Source organism: Maricaulis sp., from assembly GCF_030149235.1.
Taxonomy (GTDB): domain Bacteria; phylum Pseudomonadota; class Alphaproteobacteria; order Caulobacterales; family Maricaulaceae; genus Maricaulis.
Genome location: NZ_JASBRW010000086.1, coordinates 1 through 18,021, shown reverse-complemented (window position 1 = coordinate 18,021; position 18,021 = coordinate 1). Strand labels below are relative to the sequence as shown.

Genomic DNA, 18,021 nt, shown 5'->3' with positions numbered 1-18,021 from the left:
GCGTCTGGTGTCCGAAATGACAGCCAGCTTCGAGCAGCTGGCGCATGCTGAATTCAGGGAGAGCCATCGATGTATCCTTTTCCGGTTGGCCTCCACGGGGCGGAGCCGTTCGACCATCGAACGGCACCGGAGCGGCAAAACGAAAACGAGCTGCCGGAGCCCCGTGTGCGTGATGGCGCGGCTTATAGGCCTGAAGCCCCAGTAATGCAAGCGTTTGGGGGGTGTGTTTGCGGGAGGAAATACAGTCTCCCAGGGGCCGACTAGGAACAGGAGCGCTTCTGCTGTCTCCGCACACGGATCAGCTGACCGCCGACCGCCCAGCAGAATGCCGTCCGCCCGTCGTTGTCAGGCCGCTGTCTCGGCTTCAACCACGGCCACGCCCTTCACGGCGCGCAAGGCCGCCTGAACCGCCGCATCGGCACAATGCCGGCCCGGCAGCTGGACCTCCGCCTCGCCGCCCGTGCTGAGCGGCACGAACAGCGCGACATCGGCATCGAGCGTCGCGTCGGAACGGGCATTGGCGCGGTCGAGCCGGGCCTTGATGCCGGCCAGGGCCGAAGCATCATCGAGGCGGATACGCAGGCGATGCGCGGACATACGCGTGTCGAGCGGTTTCAGCCGGTCGGCAAAGAAGGACAGCTGTTCCTCGCGCTCATCCACCCGGCAATCCACGATAATGGCCGAGCCGGCGTCGAGCTCATCGCGCGAGGTGCGCAGGAGCTCCGGCGCGACAAACACCTCGAACTCACCGGACGGGTCGGACAGCGTCACCCAGGCAAAGCGCTCGCCGGACTTATTCGAGACCCGTTCCTGGCGCCGGCGCACAACACCGGCCAGACGCAACGCCGTCGCCCCTTCCATGACCCGCCCCGGGGCTTCGGCAAACAGAACCACACCGCGATCGGCCAGTTGTTCGGTGAGATCATCGAGCGGATGCCCGGAGAGGTAAAAGCCGATTGCGGCCAGCTCTTCATCCAGCCGCTGGGTGGCGCTGAAGGGTTCCGGTTCCGGCAGGTTGGGCCGTTGCAGCTCGACCGTGGTATCACCGCCGCCAAACAGGCTGGCCTGTGCGCTCTCGCGCTGCTCCGCCGCATGCTGGGCCATGGACAGGAGGATATCGGCCGAGGCCAGCACTTTGGCGCGGTCGGGCTCCATACCGTCAAACGCCCCGGCCCGCGCCAGGTTTTCAAAGGTGCGGCGATTGACCTGGCGCGGGTCAACGCGCTCGGCAAAGTCATAGAGGTCCTTGAAAGGTCCGTTGGCATTGCGCTCGGCCACGATGTGCTCCATGGCCGAAAAGCCGACATTGCGGATCGCCCCGAGGGCGAAACGGACGGCGCCTTTCTCAACGGAGAAATCAGCCTCCGCGGCATTGACGCAGGGCGGCAGGACATCAATGCCCATCCGCCGGATTTCCTGGTGGAAAGCGGCCAGCTTGTCGGTATTGGCCCGGTCGAGCGACATCAGCGCCGCCATCAGTTCAACCGGGTAGTTGGCCTTTAGATAAGCGGTGCGATAGGCAATGACGGCATAGGCGGCCGCGTGGGACTTGTTGAAGCCATAACCCGCAAATTCTGCCACAAGTTCAAAGATATAGGATGCTTTTGCGCGATCTACGCCATTTTTCTCGGCGCCATCGAGGAAGCGGACTTTCTGCTTGTCCATCTCCTCTTTTTTCTTCTTGCCCATGGCGCGGCGCAGAAGGTCGGCCTCCCCGAGGGAGTAGCCGGACAGGATCTGGGCGATCTGCATCACCTGTTCCTGATAAATGATGACGCCATAGGTCTCAGACAGCACGCCCTCGAGATCGGGATGCAGGCAATCGACCTCGGCGCGGCCGAATTTACGATCGACATAGACGTCGATATTCTTCATCGGGCCCGGTCGATAGAGCGAGATCAGAGCGATCAAATCCTCGATAGCGTCCGGCTTCATCTTTTTCAGCGTATCGCGCATGCCCGAGCTCTCGAGCTGGAACACGCCGATGGCATGGCCCGAAGCCAAAAGCTCATAGGTCGGGCGGTCTTCCAGATCGATGGCTTCGATATCCGGCGCCTCGCGACCGGTGCTTTCGATATAGGACAGCGCCCGGGCGATCACAGTCAGGGTTTTCAGGCCGAGGAAGTCAAACTTCACCAGCCCGGCCGGTTCGACCCATTTCATGTTGAACTGGGTGGCGGGGATATCCGAGCGCGGATCGCGATACAGCGGAACAAGCTCGGAAAGCTTCCGGTCCCCGATCACCACGCCGGCGGCGTGGGTCGAGGCGTTGCGGTAGAAGCCTTCCAGCTTCAGCGCCGTGGTCAGCAGGCTGTCGACGGCCTGGTCCTCGGTGCGCATTTCACCGAGCCGCGGCTCGATCTCGAGGGCCTGGGCCAGGGTCACCGGATTGGCCGGGTTGGCCGGGATCAGCTTGGCCAGCTTGTCGACCAGACCGAAGGGCAATTGCAGCACGCGGCCGACATCGCGCACCACGGCGCGCGCCTGCAGCGTGCCGAAGGTGATGATCTGCGCGACCCGGTCGTGCCCGTACTGATCCTGCACATAGCGGATCACCTCCCCGCGCCGCTCCTGGCAGAAGTCGACGTCGAAGTCGGGCATGGAGACGCGTTCGGGGTTGAGGAAGCGCTCAAACAGCAGACCGAAGCGCAGCGGATCGAGATCAGTGATGGTCAGGGAATAGGCGACCAACGAGCCCGCACCGGAGCCACGGCCGGGCCCGACCGGGATATCGTGCGCCTTGGCCCACTGGATGAAGTCCGAGACGATCAGGAAATATCCCGGGAAGCCCATCTGCTTGATGATGTCGAGCTCGAAGTCGAGCCGGTCGCGGTATGCCTGCTCGCTGACGGCGGTGGCTCCGGCTGCGATGCGTTCGGTCAACCCCTCATGCGCCCGGGCCACGAGCTCCTCGGCCTCATCGCGGCCGCCCTTGGTGGGGAAGCTGGGCAGGATCGGCGGATGGGTCCGCACCCGGTAGGCGCAGCGCCGTGCGATCTCCAAAGTGTTGTAGAGCGCCTCGGGCAAGTCGGCAAAGCGCTCGCGCATTTCATCCGGAGTCGCGAGGTGATGCTGGTCGGTGACCTTGCGACGATCGGCGACGGAGACATAGGTACTGCCGGAGATACACAGCAGCGCATCATGCGCCTTGTGCATGCCCGGGTCGGGAAAATAGGCCTCATTGGTTGCCACCAGAGGCAGATCACGGGCGTAGGCCTGTTCGACCAGCCAGTTTTCCGCCTGCAGCTCTTCAGCGCGTCCGTGGCGTTGCAACTCGACATAAAGCCGGTCACCAAAGGCCAGCTGCAACTGGGCCAGCAGGCTGTCGGCCTCCGGTTCGCGCCCGGCGACAAGGAGCTGGTTGAGCAGCCCGTCCGGACCGCCACTCAAAGCGATCAGGCCGGCATGATGCGATAGCACGAGATCGAGCGGTACATGCGGCTCTTCGGTTCCATCAACATCGAGATAGGCGGCGCTGGAGAGCGCCATAAGATTGTCATAGCCCTCGCGGCTCTGGGCATAGAGCGCCAGGGTGCCATCCGCCTCGGCGCGCTCACCGGGATGCGGCTGACCCAGCCGCACCGAGAGCGTACAGCCGACGATGGGCTGCACACCGCTTCCAGCCATGACTTCCGAGAATTCCAGGGCGCCAAACAGATTATTGGTATCCGTCAGCGCGATAGCCGGCATGCCATAGGCTTGACAGGCTTCGGCCATTTTCGGGATGCGGATCGCCCCTTCCAGAAGCGAATAGGGCGAGCGGACGCGCAAATGCACAAAAGGTGTCTTCGCCGTCATGGTTTCAGTCTCCGCGCCCCGAGCGATCCGAACGCGTCCGGCCGGACGCGAGTCGGATCAGATTAGCGCGCTCAGACCGCGGCGAGAACCGAGCCCCACACCGAGACCATCCAGGCAAAGCCCAAAACCGCTGTCGCTGCCGAAACATCCTTGATCATCTGACGCATACTCACCTCCCGCATCAATGTTCGTGTTTTGTTCTTTTCACGGTTAAGCCTGGTCGTCAAGCGCGATTCGCGATTTTGTTCCAACTTTGTTCTAGTCGAGCGCGGTCAGCCGTCCCTGATCGAAGGTGACGATACGGTCCATGCCTTCGGCCAGCTGGTGATTATGGGTGGCAACCAGTGCCGCCGCCCCGGCATCGCGGACACTGCTGCGGAAAGCCTCGAACACAGTGGCCGACGTGTCGGGATCGAGATTGCCCGTGGGTTCGTCCGCCAGCAGAACCCGCGGCGTGTTGGCCAGGGCCCGGGCGATGGCAACCCGCTGTTGTTCGCCGCCGGACAATTGCGCTGGATTATGCTGCAGCCGCTCGGCCAGGCCGAGCCGGGTCAGAAGCGCCCTCGCTCGCTCGCGGGCCTCGGTCTGTGACCGGCCAGCGATCTGTTGCGGCAGGACGACATTTTCCAGCGCATCAAATTCCGGCAGCAGGTGATGGAACTGGTAGACGAAACCGATGGCGTTGCGGCGCAGCGCGGTGCGCTCGGCATCGTTCAGCGCATTGGTCGCGACACCGTCGATAAGAACATCGCCGCCATCCGGGCGCTCCAGCAAACCAGCCGCATGCAGGAGCGAGGACTTGCCCGACCCCGACGGCCCGACGAGACCCACAATCTCTCCCGGCGCGAGGCTGAGATCGATCCCGCGGAGCACCTCGAGCGGGCCCGCCTCGGTGACATAGGTGCGTTCGACGGATTGGAGCTGTAGAACCGGCTCACTCATAGCGCAGCGCCTCCACCGGATCGAGCTGGGCGGCGCGCCAGGCCGGCGGCAAGGTCACCAGCAAGGATACCGCCAGGCCGAAGATCGAAACGAAGGCGACCTCACCCAGATCAAGATCGGCCGGGATGCGATAGAGATAGTAGACATCCGGATCCCAGGGCACGCGCACCAGATCCTGAATCCAGCCGATATTGAGCACGAACAGCGTGCCCAGGATGACGCCCAGCAAAGTGCCGATCATGCCGATCGAGGCCCCGACAATGAGAAAGACCCGCAGAATGCTCGCCCGCGTCATGCCCATGGTGCGCAGGATGGCGATATCGCGTCCCTTGTTCTTCACCAGCATGACGAGGCCGGAAATGATGTTCATGGCAGCGATGGCGATGACGATGGCCATCACCAGGCGCATCGCCGTGCGCTCGAACTGGAGCGCGTTGAACAGGGCCGGATCGGAACTGGTGTAGTCGCTGACCACGGTATTGGGGCCGGATATATTCTGCACCGGAACGACGTACTCGGCGGCGCGGCTGGGGTCGGCCAGCCGGACCTGGACCATTTCGATCTCACCCTCGCGATTGAAGAAAATCTGGCCTTGCTCGAGCGGCATGAAGGCGACGGCATTGTCGATCGTCGACACACCGGCGGCGAGGATCGCGCCGACCCGGTAGGCCTTGCGCCGCGGCGTCACACCGAACGGCCCGGCGGCGCCGCGGGCGGTGAGGAAGGTCACGTCATCGCCGACATTGACGCCCAGGCGGCGCGCCACGCCCTGGCCCAGCACGATGACATCCCCGCCATTGCGGCCGACACCAAACTCGCTGAGATCGCCATGAGTGATCCCGGTCCGGCTCATCGGGTCCTGGCCGTCGCGAATGGCCTGCAATTGCGCCAGGTCGTCCGGCCGGGTGGCCAGAACCTGGATGAAGGTATCGCGCCCGCCCGCGGTGGCCATAACCTGGCCAGTCACCACCGGATTGGCGCTCTCGACACCCTCAATTGCTTCCAGCTCGGCGACCAGGGCCTCCGCCCCCTCACCCGGAATAAAGCGGGTATCGACATAGACATGCGGCTGAAAGCCGAGCAGCTGGCGCATGAGCTCGTTGCGGAAACCATTCATGATCGACATCACCGAGATCAGCGCCATCACCGCCAGGGTGATACCGACCACGGAGATAATGGCGATCATCGCCACGCCGCCATGCTTGCGCTTTGTACGCAGATAGCGGCCCGCAATGGTGAATTCATGCGCGCTGAAAGCGCCGGCTCCGCCTTGCGTGTCAGCCATTCGAGAAAGCCCGCTCGCCCAGGCGCGCCACCGCATCTTCCGGTGACAGCTCATGCGTCTCGCCGGTCCGGCGCACTTTGACCTCGACCTTGTTTTCCTTCAGACCGCGCGGCCCGATGACGAGCTGATAAGGCAAACCTATCAGGTCGGCAGTGGCGAACTTGCCGCCCGGCCGCTCCTTGGTGTCGTCGTAGAGCGGGTCGAGCCCGGCTTCGCTCAGCGCTGCATAGGCGCTTTCGCAAGCGGTATCTGCCGCCTCATCACCGGCACGCAGGTTGAGAATGCCCGCTCCGAACGGCGCCACGCTCTCCGGCCAGATACAGCCCTTGTCGTCGTGATGCGCCTCGATGATTGCGGCCAGAAGACGCGACACGCCCACACCATAAGAGCCCATATGCACCGGCCTGTCCTTCTGGTCGGGATGGGTGACATAGGCCTTCATCGGCTCGGAATACTTGGTGCCGAAATAGAAGATATGGCCGACCTCGATACCGCGCGCCGACAGGCGGCGGTCTTCCGGCACCTGGGCAAAGGCGTCGGCATCATGCATTTCCTCGGTCGCGGCATAGAGCGCTGTGCGCTGGTCGACCAGCGGCTGCAGATCGCCGTCCCAGTCGACATCCGGCCCCGGCGCGCCCATCTCGACCAGATCGGCATTGCAGAAGACCTCGCTCTCGCCGGTCTCGGCCAGGACGATGAATTCGTGGGAGAGATCCCCGCCGATCGGACCGGTATCGGCGCGCATCGGCACGGCCTGCAAGCCCATGCGCGAGAAGGTGTTGAGATAGGCCACAAACATGCGGTTATAGGCATGGCGTGCCGCCGCCTCGTCCAGATCGAAGGAATAAGTATCCTTCATCAGGAATTCGCGGCCGCGCATAACGCCGAAGCGCGGGCGGATCTCGTCGCGGAATTTCCACTGGATATGATAGAGCAGCTTGGGCAGGTCCTTGTAGGACCGGCAATAAGTACGGAAGAGATCGGTGATCATCTCCTCATTGGTCGGGCCGAACAGCATGTCGCGCTCATGGCGGTCGGTGATGCGCAGCATCTCCTGGCCATAATCGTCATAGCGACCGCTTTCGCGCCACAGATCCGCTGACTGAATGGTCGGCATCAGCATTTCCACAGCACCGGCGCGGTTCTGCTCCTCGCGGACAATATCGGAGATCTTCTGCAGCACCTTCCAGCCCAGTGGCAGCCAGGAATAAATCCCCGCTGACTGCTGGCGCACCATGCCGGCGCGCAGCATGAGCTGGTGAGAAATGATCTGGGCGTCCGAAGGAGTTTCCTTCAGGACCGGCAAGAAGAAGCGGGAAAGGCGCATGCAAGTAAGATCCGCGTTGGAGTGATCAATCTCCAATAGACCGCGTTTGCATGGGATTACAAGGCGCAGGCCGCCCCGATCTCAGGCCTAATCCCAGAAACCGGTTTCCGGCATCATCGCGGCAAAGGCACCGGTCTCCACCAAGGTGAAGAAGATCAGCCAGACCACCGAGGTGGCCACGGTGGTCCACCAGGCCTTGCGCGCCAAATCCGGGGCCATCGGCGCGCCTGGCTCCGTACCCTCGATAATGTCACCGCTTTCTTCCTGGCTGCGCACGCCGATCGGCAGGATCATGAAGACGATCAGCGACCAGGAAATCAGGAACACCACCACCCCGTTGACGACCCCGACCCCGGCATCGCGAATAAAGAAACGCGACAGCCAGAGAATGCCGGTCAGAACCACGGGAAGGAAGGGCAAATAGCGCATCATCGCCGCGGTTCCTGCATCAGTTCAATCAGTTGGCCGTTGGAATTCTTCGGGTGAATGAAGATCACCGGAACACCATGAGCCCCGATATAGGGTTCGCCCGTGCCCAGAACAGTAGCGCCACGCTCAATCATCGCATCACGCGCAGCGACGATGTCGGCGACCTCGAAACAGAGATGGTGCTGGCCGCCTTTGGGATTGCGTTCGAGGAATTTGTGCACCGGGCTGTCATCGCCCAGCGGAGACAGGAGCTCGATCTCGGAATTGTCCAGGTGCACGAAGGCGACCTTGACGCCGAGATGCGGGAAATCCTTGGTCTGCGTGGCTTCAGTGGCACCGTAGAGCTCGGCATAGGTCTGCTTGGCGGCTTCGATATCCGGCACAGCCACGCCGACATGGTTCAAACGTCCGATTTTCATCATGAGCTCCCTATACCGGCAGGACGATTACATCGACATGCGGCTTTTTACCCCAAATCGCATTGGCTTCTCGGCGCACGGCGAGGCGGATCTCCTCCTCGACCACATCCGGGTCCTTCTTGGCGCGCCGACCAAGCCGGTCGAACTTCTCTTCCGCCGCAGTTTCCAGCGCGTCATGGAAGGCTTCAATCGGGAAATCCTGATCTTCCGGCAAGCCCGCCGCGGTGACAGCGGGTCCGGAGACGAGATTACCGCGATCATCAACTGCCAGTGCGACGGTAATATAACCCGCCCAGGACAGGCGGCGCCGTTCCTTCACGGACTCCGCGTCTGAGGGGGTCATGAACTTACCGTCGACATAGAGCCGACCGGCCGGCACTTCATCGATGATCGAGGCAGTGCCGTCGGAGTGGATTTCCACCATGTCGCCATTGCGCACCGACACGGCGTGCGGCACCTGGAGTGAGCGCGCGAAATTGGCGTGCTCCAGCAAGTGACGGCGCTCGCCATGCACCGGAATGGCAACCTTTGGCTTGGCCCAGCCATACATCTGCGCCAGCTCGTCCCGGCACGGATGGCCGGAGACATGGATCGGGCGATCCTTCTCGGTAATGATATTGACGCCTTTTTCGGCGAGCCGGTTCTGCAGCTCGAAAATCCCGATCTCATTGCCCGGGATAACGCGGCTGGAAAAGATCACCGTATCGCCATTGCCGAGCGAGACATGACGATGATTGCCCTCGGCGATGCGCGACAGGGCTGCGCGCGGCTCGCCCTGGCTGCCGGTGCACAGATAGAGGATCTTCTCCGGCGGGAAATACCCGGCCTCCTCCTCGTCGACAAAGTCCTGGATACCCTTGAGCAAACCAACCGATTTTGCCGCCGCCGTCATGCGGTGCATGGAACGTCCGACCAGGCAGACCCGGCGGCCATTGGCCTCGGCCGCCTCGATCGCCGATTGAAGACGCGCGACATTGGACGCGAAGGCCGCGATGGCGACCTTGCCGGTCAACTCTCCGACCAGTTCGATCAGGGCATCACGGCAGCCCGCTTCCGAACCGCTATCGCCGGGCGAGAACACATTCGTGCTGTCGCAGACCATGGCGAGGACGCCCTCCTCGCCCATGGCTTCGAGCGCGGACACATCCGTGGTCTCACCGATCAGCGGATCCGGGTCGATTTTCCAGTCGCCGGTATGCAACACCAGGCCCGCCGGTGTGCGGATCGCCAGTCCATTCGGCTCGGGAATGGAGTGGGTCAGCGTCACCAGCTGGATATCGAACGGACCAAGATCGAACCGGCTGTCGAGATTGATCTCGCGCAGATCGACTTCATCGAGGAGACCGAACTCGGCCAGGCGGTCGCGCACAAGCCAGGCCGTAAAAGGCGTGGCATAGATCGGGCATTTCAGTCGCGGCCACAGCTTGGCCACAGCGCCCATATGATCCTCATGCGCGTGCGTCAGCACCATGCCGATCAGATTGTCGGCATTGTCCTCGATAAAGGTCGGATCCGGCATGATCAGGTCGATACCGGGCGTCGACAGATCGCCGAAGGTCACACCGCAATCGACAATGATCCATTTGCGATCCTCTTCTGGCCCATAGCCATAGAGGTTCAGATTCATGCCGATTTCGTCAGATCCGCCGAGCGGCAGGAAGATCATGCTGTCGCTCATGCCTGGCCTCCATTGAGCTTCCAGACCTGCAACAGTCCACGAATGGTGAGATCGGGATCATAGTGGTCAATGGCGCTGGACGCGCCGTCAAATAGCGACACGACGCCGCCGGTCGCGATGACCGTCATCGGTTTTCCATGCTCGGCCTTGATCCGCTCGACCAACCCGTCGATCAGGTCGATATAGCCCCAGAATACACCCGACTGCATGGCGGAGACCGTGTCATTGCCGATCACCTTTTGCGGCCGCGCAATCGCGACACGCGGCAGTTTCGCCGCCGCGGCGTGCAGGGCCTGCATGGACAGGTTGATGCCCGGGGCAATGATACCGCCCTCGAAAGCACCATCCTCGCTGATGACGTCAAAGGTCGTGGCCGTGCCGCTGTCGATGATGATCAGCGCGCCGTCATAAACCCCGCGCGCACCGAGCGCGTTGACCAGACGGTCGGCCCCGGCTTCGGACGCCCGGGCGAGCCGGACTTCCATATCCAGATTGACACCGGTCTCGCCGACAATGATCGGCTCGGCATCAAAATAGCGGCGCGAGAGATTGCGCAGATTGAACAGGGCTTGCGGCACCACAGTGGAGATCACGCAGGCCTCGATGTCCTTGAAGGAAAACCCGTGCAGATCCATCAGCTGGGAGAGCCAGACGGCATGCTCGTCAGCGGTCCGGGTCGAGTCGGTGCCCGACCGCCATTGCGCCTGCCAGTCTTCGCCATCATGGATGGCAAAGAGCGTATTGGTATTGCCGCAATCGATCGCGAGCAGCATGGGAAACCTTTCTCACCGGGGCAAATGCCTCGGTCCTGTCAAAAAAACACTTCGCCGGCGGAGATATACCGCCGTTCGCCGCTGGCCAAGTCCAGTCTCAGGGAACCATCCGGCGCAAGATCGGCAAACACGCCCCGGATCGTTTCCTCTCCGAGCCGGGCCCGGCAGTCAGCCCCGAGACCATGCGCCCGCATCAGCCAGTGATCGCGGATCGGGCCGAACCCGTCCACGCTCCAGCGCCTGAGCCAGCCACCGAAACTCTCGGCGAGCACGTCCAGCGCCGCCTCGCGCGTCATCTCACCCCCCGCGGTATTGATCGCAGCAACCGGCCGGTCATCGATCTGCGGGGCCTGGGTAATGTTGATACCGATGCCCACCGCCAGCCACAGCCCACCGCCGGGTGCAGTGCCGGATTCGAGCAGGATGCCGGCCAGCTTGCGTCCATCGACGAGGACATCATTGGGCCATTTCAACCTGGTGCGGGCGGGATCAATGCCGGCCTGATCACAGACCGCAGCAACGGCGAGCGCTGCCGCAAAGGAAAGTTTGGCGACCTCGCCCGGATCAGCGGAAAAGGTGAACAGACCGGTGGTGAAGAGATTGCCGTCGATCCCGCTCCAGGACCGGGCGCGCCGACCCCGCCCCGCTGTCTGCCGCTTGGCGGCGATCCAAAGCGGACCGCGCTCGCCGGCTTCAGCCAGCGAGCGCGCATCGTTATTGGTGGACGCGGTTTCCTCGCGCCATTCGGTGCGGAAGTCCGGGCCGCCGAGCAAGACCTAGAGGGTCGCCAGACCGACGCTGTAGGCGCGAACGACGAGCCAGCCGAGAACCGGCAGCAGCAGCACCGAGGCCAGACCGGCCACGCGCGTCACCCAATAGACGCTCATCGAGGACGGAACGAACTCGATATCGGAGCTGTCGAACCAGATCACCTTGACCACGCGCAGATAGTAGGCTGCGGAGACGACCGAGAAGAGCACGGCGAGAACCGACAGGATGATCAGATCGGCCTGCACGGCCGCGTAGATGACGAAGAACTTGCCGAAGAAGCCGACCATGAAGGGCAGACCGCCAATGGAGAACATCAGCGCCGTGATCGACCAGCCCAGGCCCGGATTGCGCTGGGCGAGACCGGCGAGATCGGAGACATTCTCGACCATGCCTTCACGCGTGCGCATCGACAGGACCGCGCCGAAGGCACCGACCACACCAATCATGTACAATGCCATGAAGACCAGGAGGGCCCACAGGCCCGTCTGGCTGGCCGCGGCGATGGCGACCAGGGCGTAACCCATATTGCCGATCGAGGAATAGGCCAGCAGGCGTTTGATGTTTTCCTGGGTCAGGGCACCGAAAGCACCAACACCCATGGACAGGACAGCGATGATCCAGATCACGTCGCGCCAGTCATCGACCACCGCGCCGAACGGCTCCATCAGAACCCGCGCCATCAGCACGATAGCCGCGAATTTAGGTGCCGTCGCGAAGAAGGCCGTGACCGGGGTCGGAGCGCCTTCATAGACGTCCGGCGTCCACATGTGGAAGGGCGCGGCGGAAACCTTGAAGGCCAGGCCACAGATGACGAAGACCAGACCGAAGGTCAGTCCGACATTGGTGCCGCCATCAACCGCCATGGCAATCTGCTCGAAACCGGTAGAACCGGAGAAGCCGTACACCAGCGAGGAGCCGTAAAGCAGCAGGCCCGAGGACAGCGCACCGAGGACGAAATACTTCAGACCCGCTTCCGAGGCGCGCAGGCTGTCGCGGTTGAACGCCGCCAGCACGTAAAGCGCCAGGGCCGAGAGCTCGATGCCCATATACATGGAGATCAGGTCATTGGCCGAGACCATGACCGTCATACCCGTCACCGCCAGCAAGGCGAGGATCGGATACTCGATCTTCAACAGCTTTTCCGCTTCCAGGTAAGGCAGGGCCAGGATCAGCGCCATGGCGGCGGTCAGGGCCACAGCCACTTTGGAGAACTTGGCCAGATCATCGAAGATGAAGGCCCCGGAAAAGGCGGTCCCGCCCTCACCCGTCCAGAACAGCGAGGCGAAACCGGCCACGACGAGCAGCGCGATCGAGGCCAGATAGACCAGCTTGCTGGCGCGATCGGACGTGAAGAACACTCCGATCATTAGCAGAGCCATGGCTCCGCCCGCCAGAATGATCTCCGGCGTAAGCAGTCCGATTTCCTGATACAGCGTATCCGCGTTCATCAGAGGGCTCCTACTGCGCTGTCGCGGCGAGCGCCGCGTTATAGTTCGCGATCAGATTGTCGACCGAGGCGGCCGTGACATCCGTGATCAGGGTGGAGAAGACGCCCAGCACGATGGTCGAGACGGCCAGGACGGCGAGCATGCCGAACTCCTTGGCGTCCACATCGGTGATGGTCTCCAGCTTGGGATTGGTGATCTCGCCGAACACCACATTGCGGTAGACGGTGAGCATGTACATGGCCGACAGGATAACCCCGACAGCGGCACCGGTAGCTACCCACCAGCCCGCCTGGAAGGCACCGACCATGGTCATGATCTCGCCGACAAAGCCCGACGTGCCCGGCAGGCCGACATTGGCCATGGCGAACAGGGCAAAGATGGCCGCGTAAACCGGCATGCGATGCACCAGGCCGCCATAGAAGGCGATCTCGCGGGTGTGCATGCGGTCATAAATGACACCGACCAGAAGGAAGAGCGCACCGGAGATCACGCCGTGCGAGATCATCTGGTAGAGCGCACCCTGCACCCCGACATCATTCATCGTGAACAGGCCCATGGTCACGAAGCCCATATGGGCCACGGAGGAATAGGCGATCAGCTTCTTGATGTCGGTCTGCCGGAAAGCCACCAGCGAGGTATAGATGATGGCGATGATCGACAGGACGAAGACCATTGGCGCGAAATAATCGCTGGCATTGGGGAACATCGGCAGCGAGAAGCGCATGAAGCCATAGCCGCCCATTTTCAGCAGCACACCCGCCAGTATCACCGAGCCTGCGGTCGGGGCCTGTACGTGGGCGTCAGGCAGCCAGGTATGCACCGGCCACATCGGCATCTTCACCGCGAAGGAGGCGAAGAAGGCAAGCCAGAGCCAGGTCTGGGCCTCCTGGGCAAACTCGGTCTGCAGCAGCACGGTGATGTCCGTCGTGCCCGCTTCCAGGAACATGAAGATCATGGCGACCAGCATCAGCACCGAGCCCAGCAGGGTGTAGAGGAAGAATTTGAACGCCGCATAGACGCGGTTCTGACCACCCCAGACGCCGATGATGATGAACATCGGGATCAGGCCACCTTCGAAGAAGATGTAGAACAGCACCAGATCCAGCGCCGTGAACACGCCGATCATCAGCGTTTCCAGCAGCAGGAAGGCGATCATGTAGTCAGCGACGCGGGTCTTGATCGATCCGGAAGCAAGAATACAGATCGGCATCAGGAAGGCCGTCAGGAGCACGAGCAGGACGGAGATACCGTCCACGCCCATGCGATAGCCCAGGCCGATCTGCTCCAGCCAGGTCACTTCATGCACCATCTGGAAACCGGCCACCGACGGATCGAACTCGATCATCATCAGGATTGCCAGACCCAGGGCGACGACGGTGGTCAGCAGAGCCACACCACGCGAATTCTCGCCGATCTTCGCCTGGTCTTCAGGCCGCGCGGTGAAGCGCATGATCGCGATAACCAGCGCGCCGACCGTCGGCAGGAAGGTCAGGATCGACAGGAAGGACGGGATTTCAGCGATCATTCTATTGTCCCCCGGTGCTGCCGGCCATGATCCAAAGGGTCAGACCCAGGACGCCGATCAGCATGACGAATGCGTAGTGATAGAGGAAACCGGACTGGGCCTTGGCCACGCGGCGGGCCGTGGCCATCGCCGTGGCGGCAAAGCCGTTCGGACCGAAGCCGTCAATGATGCGGACATCACCGATCTTCCAGAACAAGTCACCCAGTCCCTTGGCACCCCGAACGAAGATGAAGTTATAGACCTCGTCGAAATACCACTTGTTGTACAGGAACTTGTAGAGCGGCCCCTCGCGCGCCGCGATGCGTGCCGGCAGGCCCTGTTTGACAATGTAGAACCACCAGGCAATGACCAGACCGAGCATGGTGGCGCCAAACGGCATCCACAACACCCAGACCGGCGGATGATGGCCCTCATGGCCGTCACCATACGCGTCACCCCCATGTGCCTCATCGCCATAGCCGGCGTCTGCGGCATGCGTATCGGCGGCATGGTCGTCGGTGGCATAGCCGTCTGCGGGTTCATGGGTCTCGCCTAGCGACGCGCGGTACTCCGCACCATAGGTGTGACCGTAATTGCCTTCGGCATACGGGCCCGGCGGCAGGCTTTCCTGCCAGAAGGCGAAGCTGTCCTTGGCCAGGAAACTGTCCTTATAGGCCGCACCGGCGAAGACTGAACCAAAGGCCAGGATGATCAGCGGGATCAGCATCACCCACGGGCTTTCATGGGCGCTGTTGAGCACTTTGACATCGCCGCGATACTTGCCGTGGAAGGTCATGAAGATGACGCGCCAGGAATAATAGCTGGTCATCAGGGCGACAACGACGCCGAACCAGAAGGCGACCATGCCGAGCGGCACGCCGGCCTGACCGGCCATGAAGGCCTCCTCGATGATCATGTCCTTGGAGAAGAAGCCGGCAAAGCCCCAGCCCAGCATCGGGATACCGATACCGGTCAGGGCGATCGTACCGATGACCATCAGGCCCCAGGTAGCCGGGAGGGCTTTGAATATCCCGCCCATGTTTCGCATGTCCTGCTCGTCATGCAGGCCGTGGATCACGGAACCGGCACCAAGGAACAGGAGCGCCTTGAAGAAGGCGTGCGTGAACAGGTGGAACATGGCCGCGGAGTACAGGCCCAGGCCCGCCGCGAAGAACATGTAGCCGAGCTGCGAACAGGTCGAATAGGCAATCACGCGCTTGATGTCGTTCTGCACCAGGCCGACCGTGGCGGCGAAGAAACAGGTGATGATACCGATCGCCGTGATGATGGTGGAGGTGGCCGGAGCCAGCTCGTAGATCGGGAAGGCCCGGCAGACCAGGAAGACACCCGCGGTGACCATGGTCGCAGCGTGGATCAGGGCGGAGACCGGCGTCGGGCCTTCCATCGCGTCCGGCAGCCAGACATGCAGGAAGAACTGCGCCGATTTACCCATCGCACCGATGAAGAGCAGGAAGGCGATCAGTTCGATCGCGGGCAGCTCCATGCCGGCAAAGGCCAGCACCGCATCGGTCGTTCCCACCTGGGAGAAGACATCGTCGAACTTGACCGAGCCGAAAACCAGGAAGATGGCCATAATGCCCAAGGCAAAGCCGAAATCGCCAACACGGTTGGTGACGAAAGCCTTGATGGCGGCGTCATTGGCTGACTTCTTCTTGTACCAGAAACCGATCAACAGATAGGAAGCCAGCCCCACGCCTTCCCAGCCGAAGAAGACCTGCAGGAAGTTGTCTGCGGTCACCAGCGACAGCATGGCGAAGGTGAAGAGCGAGAGATAGGCGAAGAAGCGCGCGCGGTGCGGGTCGTGGGACATATAGCCCCAGGAATACAGGTGCACGAGCGCAGAGACTGTGTTGATCACGATCAGCATGACCGCAGAGAGCGAGTCCAGCTTGATCGCCCAGGAGACGTCGAAATTGCCGACCGACATCCAGGTCGCCAGCTCGATGGTCTGGGTGTTTCCGCCCACTGTGACGTCGAAGAAGACCAGCCAGGACAGGATGGCCGACAGACCGACCGCAAACGTGGTGATGATCTGAGCGGCGCGGTGGCCGAGATAATTGCCGAAAACGCCGGCGATGAAGGCCGCGATAAGCGGGCCAAAGACGATAATGATCGGTGTCATGATCCTTAGCCCTTCATCATGTTGACGCCCTCAACCGAGATATCACCCCGGTTGCGGAAGTAGACGACAAGAATGGCCAGACCGACGGCGGCCTCGGCCGCGGCAACGGTCAGCACGAACATCGCGAAGACCTGGCCGGCGAGATCACCGAGGAAGCTCGAGAAAGCCACCAGGTTGATATTGACCGACAAGAGGATCAGCTCGACCGACATCAGCAGGATGATGACGTTCTTGCGGTTCACGAAAATGCCGAAGACACCGATGGTGAACAGTATCGCGGCAACGGCCAGGTAATGGCCCAGACCGATCTCCATCATTCCCCAATCCCCTGTCCCGGTTTGATGTCGACGAGTTCAACCGCTTCGTCGCGCTTGCGGCCGACCTGTGCGGTGACGCTCTGGCGCTTGACGTGCGGCTTGTGGCGCAGCGTGAGCACGATGGCGCCGATCATGGCAACCAGCAGTACCAGGCCCGCCATCTGGAAGAAGAAGACGTAATCGTCATAGAGCACCTGACCGAGCGCCTCGACATTACCCATGCCTTCCGGGATCGCCGCGGCGCGCAGCGCCATGGCTTGGTCCGAAGCCTGCCAGGTGAAGCCGATCATCGCCAGTTCCGCAGCGAGGATGAGGCCGACCAGACCGCCCAGCGGGGCGTATTCCAGGAAGCCCTGCTTCAGCTCGGTAAAGTCGACGTCGAGCATCATGACGACGAAGAGGAAGAGCACCGCCACCGCGCCGACATAGACGACGATTAGCAGCATGGCGAGAAACTCCGCGCCCAGAAGAACGAACAGTCCTGCGGCCGAGAAAAAGGCCAGGATCAGGAACAGCACGGACCGGACCGGGTTACGCGCGACCACGACCATCAAGGCCGATAGAATCGCGACTCCGGAAAAGGCCCAGAAGGCCAAGGTTGCGAGCATGGCGCCCTCTTCCATTTTCAAGTTTTGAACAACGCCGCGGGTTAGCGGTACGGCGCGTCCAGTTCCAGGTTCTTGGCGATTTCGCGCTCCCAACGGTCACCGTTTTCGAGCAGTTTCGCCTTATCGTAAAAGAGTTCTTCGCGGGTCTCGGCCGCGAACTCGAAGTTCGGGCCTTCCACGATTGCATCGACCGGGCATGCCTCCTGGCAATAACCGCAATAGATGCATTTGGTCATGTCGATGTCGTAGCGCGTGGTGCGGCGCGAGCCGTCTTCACGCGGTTCCGCCTCGATGGTGATTGCCTGGGCCGGGCAGATCGCTTCGCACAGCTTGCAGGCAATGCAGCGTTCTTCGCCATTGGCATAGCGGCGCAGGGCGTGCTGACCACGGAAACGCGGCGACAGCGGGCCCTTCTCGAAGGGATAGTTCAGCGTCGCTTTCTTCTTGAAGAAGTAGCGCATGCCCAGTCCGAAAGCGGACCAGAAGTCCAGGAGGAGCGCGCCGCGAATGGCTTGTTGGATACGGCTCATGAGCTTTACCCTTACGTTCCGTAGACGATGTAGGCGCCAACCAGGGCGA

At 62.0% G+C, this 18,021-nt stretch carries 16 protein-coding genes; all 16 read right to left on the bottom strand.

All coding sequences use genetic code 11. The features are described from left to right. The coding region (locus Q1V51_RS13480; RefSeq protein WP_366145133.1) for a hypothetical protein at nucleotides 1–67 on the bottom strand (67 nt) is incomplete at its 3' end. A 278-nt stretch (nucleotides 68–345) separates the two neighbouring features. Next, nucleotides 346–3,798, bottom strand: a complete 3,453-nt coding sequence (gene dnaE, locus Q1V51_RS13395; protein ID WP_300557184.1) for a DNA polymerase III subunit alpha — start codon at nucleotides 3,796–3,798, stop codon at nucleotides 346–348. 258 nt (nucleotides 3,799–4,056) lie between these two features. Next, nucleotides 4,057–4,740 carry an ABC transporter ATP-binding protein gene (locus tag Q1V51_RS13390; RefSeq protein ID WP_300557182.1) on the bottom strand — a complete coding sequence of 228 codons (684 nt, stop codon included), beginning with the start codon at nucleotides 4,738–4,740 and terminating at the stop codon, nucleotides 4,057–4,059. Beyond that, the gene (locus Q1V51_RS13385; protein ID WP_300557180.1) at nucleotides 4,733–6,025 is read right to left on the bottom strand and encodes a lipoprotein-releasing ABC transporter permease subunit; all 1,293 of its coding nucleotides are present in this window, start codon (nucleotides 6,023–6,025) and stop codon (nucleotides 4,733–4,735) included. The genes Q1V51_RS13390 and Q1V51_RS13385 overlap by 8 nt, the downstream gene beginning before the upstream one ends. Then, nucleotides 6,018–7,352, bottom strand: a complete 1,335-nt coding sequence (gene proS, locus Q1V51_RS13380) for a proline--tRNA ligase (RefSeq protein ID WP_300557178.1) — start codon at nucleotides 7,350–7,352, stop codon at nucleotides 6,018–6,020. The genes Q1V51_RS13385 and proS overlap by 8 nt, the downstream gene beginning before the upstream one ends. Nucleotides 7,353–7,439: 87 nt before the next feature. Then, nucleotides 7,440–7,784 (bottom strand): DUF1467 family protein, encoded by a 345-nt coding sequence (locus Q1V51_RS13375; RefSeq protein ID WP_300557177.1) that lies wholly within the window; start codon nucleotides 7,782–7,784, stop codon nucleotides 7,440–7,442. After that, a complete protein-coding gene (gene mce / locus Q1V51_RS13370; protein WP_300557175.1) occupies nucleotides 7,781–8,200 on the bottom strand; it encodes a methylmalonyl-CoA epimerase in 420 nt (139 codons plus the stop codon). Before mce ends, Q1V51_RS13375 begins: the two co-directional genes overlap by 4 nt. Nucleotides 8,201–8,210: 10 nt before the next feature. Beyond that, the gene (locus Q1V51_RS13365; protein ID WP_300557173.1) at nucleotides 8,211–9,878 is read right to left on the bottom strand and encodes a ribonuclease J; all 1,668 of its coding nucleotides are present in this window, start codon (nucleotides 9,876–9,878) and stop codon (nucleotides 8,211–8,213) included. Then, the gene (locus tag Q1V51_RS13360) at nucleotides 9,875–10,651 is read right to left on the bottom strand and encodes a type III pantothenate kinase (protein WP_300557171.1); all 777 of its coding nucleotides are present in this window, start codon (nucleotides 10,649–10,651) and stop codon (nucleotides 9,875–9,877) included. Before Q1V51_RS13360 ends, Q1V51_RS13365 begins: the two co-directional genes overlap by 4 nt. A gap of 38 nt (nucleotides 10,652–10,689) precedes the next feature. Beyond that, nucleotides 10,690–11,424, bottom strand: coding sequence for a biotin--[acetyl-CoA-carboxylase] ligase (locus tag Q1V51_RS13355; protein WP_300557169.1), 735 nt, complete (start codon nucleotides 11,422–11,424; stop codon nucleotides 10,690–10,692). Nucleotides 11,425–11,427: 3 nt separating this feature from the next. Continuing rightward, on the bottom strand, nucleotides 11,428–12,870 hold the full coding sequence (gene nuoN / locus Q1V51_RS13350) for an NADH-quinone oxidoreductase subunit NuoN (protein WP_300557168.1): 1,443 nt from the start codon (nucleotides 12,868–12,870) through the stop codon (nucleotides 11,428–11,430). 10 nt (nucleotides 12,871–12,880) lie between these two features. After that, complete coding sequence (locus Q1V51_RS13345; RefSeq protein ID WP_300557167.1) at nucleotides 12,881–14,395, bottom strand: NADH-quinone oxidoreductase subunit M; 1,515 nt, start codon at nucleotides 14,393–14,395, stop codon at nucleotides 12,881–12,883. A 1-nt stretch (nucleotide 14,396) separates the two neighbouring features. After that, complete coding sequence (gene nuoL, locus Q1V51_RS13340) at nucleotides 14,397–16,517, bottom strand: NADH-quinone oxidoreductase subunit L (RefSeq protein WP_300557165.1); 2,121 nt, start codon at nucleotides 16,515–16,517, stop codon at nucleotides 14,397–14,399. Between the two features lie 5 nt (nucleotides 16,518–16,522). Beyond that, on the bottom strand, nucleotides 16,523–16,831 hold the full coding sequence (gene nuoK / locus Q1V51_RS13335) for an NADH-quinone oxidoreductase subunit NuoK (protein WP_300530354.1): 309 nt from the start codon (nucleotides 16,829–16,831) through the stop codon (nucleotides 16,523–16,525). Beyond that, nucleotides 16,831–17,442, bottom strand: coding sequence for an NADH-quinone oxidoreductase subunit J (locus tag Q1V51_RS13330; protein WP_300557163.1), 612 nt, complete (start codon nucleotides 17,440–17,442; stop codon nucleotides 16,831–16,833). The genes nuoK and Q1V51_RS13330 overlap by 1 nt, the downstream gene beginning before the upstream one ends. Nucleotides 17,443–17,483: 41 nt before the next feature. Then, entirely contained in the window at nucleotides 17,484–17,972 is a 489-nt protein-coding gene (gene nuoI, locus Q1V51_RS13325) for an NADH-quinone oxidoreductase subunit NuoI (RefSeq protein WP_300557161.1), read from the bottom strand. Nucleotides 17,973–18,021 lie beyond the last annotated feature (49 nt).